At 54.2% G+C, this 1497-nt stretch carries 1 protein-coding gene; it reads right to left on the bottom strand.

Going from position 1 to position 1497, the window contains the following annotated elements:
* Positions 1–388 precede the first annotated feature (388 nt).
* Positions 389–1402, bottom strand: a complete 1014-nt coding sequence (locus tag C1X29_RS28170) for an IS110 family transposase (RefSeq protein ID WP_102718952.1) — start codon at positions 1400–1402, stop codon at positions 389–391.
* Between the last annotated feature and the right edge of the window lie 95 nt (positions 1403–1497).

The following is a 1497-nucleotide window of genomic DNA, read 5'->3' on the forward strand; positions in this document are numbered from 1 at the left end:
AGTCAAGGTTAAAAGCCACCGCGCCCTGCAGTTTTCAACTGCAGGGTTTGCTCTCCAACTCAACCTGATCGGTTGAACCCGTCGAACCCGTTTCCTCTTCATTGGCTACGAACGAGTCGTGCCAGACACCCATTTGGATCAAGCGGTTGCGATACGACCAGCACCGCCCTGGCAGTTAACTGCCCCAGAGAAACGTTGGTGCTGCCAATGCGTCCAAAACGTGTCACAGAACTGTGGCTCGTGCAAAACACACGTCCAGTCCCAGCTGGCTCACCTGGCAGACGACCCGGTTACAACACACTCAGGCGGTGATGGTCGGTCGCCACTCAGATTTAGTGGTTCGAGCCCAGTCCCTTTTTGGTTGGCCAACCATCACCTCATTCGCCCCTCAGGCGAAACAGCGTCTGGCATCAAAAGGCTGTTTCTCCTTCAGGATGTGATAACTCGCTCGCGCCAGCTTGTGTGCCAGTGCCTTGGTAGCGACCACGGCATTGGTCTTGGCTTTCTTCTTCTCGAAAAAGCGTTTGGCATCCTCGCTGAAGCGCCGGGCGAAATTAGCCGCTTCGATATAAGCCCAGATCAAATAAGCGTTGCCGTTCTTGGCGTTGCCTTCACCTTTCTTTTTGCCGTTGGAGTAATGCGCACTTTTTACGCAGCGAGCGTAAGAGGCGAAGTGGCCTACGTCGGCAAAGCGCTCAATATTTCCGGTTTCCAGCATGATGACCGTGGCCAGCACTTCGCCAATTCCGGGCATCGTTTTCAACAAAGAAAACTCCGGGCGCAAATAGGCTTCGTGCAGTAATCGCTCTTCAAGAAAATCAATCTGGATCTGCAATGCCTGAACAATGGCGACATTCGCTTTCATTGCCAGAGCCACATCCGTCGGCAGGCCCAGCCTGTCGACGGATGTGGCTGACAGCCCTTTGACTTCATTGCAGCTCAACCGCTGGCCAAACTGGCGCGCCATGATGTTCTCGACGGACAGAATGTGCTGAGTCCGGCTGCGTACCAGTTGAATACGTTTGCGTGCCAAATCTCGCAGCGCACGTTCTTGCGGCGGATGGATATATCCGGTCGGTAAAATCCCGAGTCGCAGCAAATGAGCCAGGAAAGTCGCATCATCCTTGTCGTCAGAATGCTTCAAACCGTCGTAGCGTTTCATCGCCACGGGATGGGCCAGCTTCACCTCAAAGCCCGCTGCCTTGAGGCCATCGACCAACCAATACCAGTTGTAGGTGGACTCAACCACGACGCCAACCAGTTCAGCACGGTGAGGCTCGAGCAGCGAAAGGATTGGCGTTAGCTGGTTGGGACAGCGTCGACTGAGCAGTACCCGATCCGTTTCGTCGGTAACCACCACAACACTGTTGTTCGAATGCAGGTCTATGCCACAGAATTTCATCACGGCCTCCTACGCAAAAGACTAAGTTCGCACCTTGAATTTTGCGCCACCTCCGTGAGGTGGGGAGGCCGGCCAGATGATTCTCAGATTTATTT

Source organism: Pseudomonas sp. GW456-12-10-14-LB2, from assembly GCF_002884345.1.
GTDB classification, from domain to species: Bacteria; Pseudomonadota; Gammaproteobacteria; order Pseudomonadales; family Pseudomonadaceae; genus Aquipseudomonas; species Aquipseudomonas paraglycinae.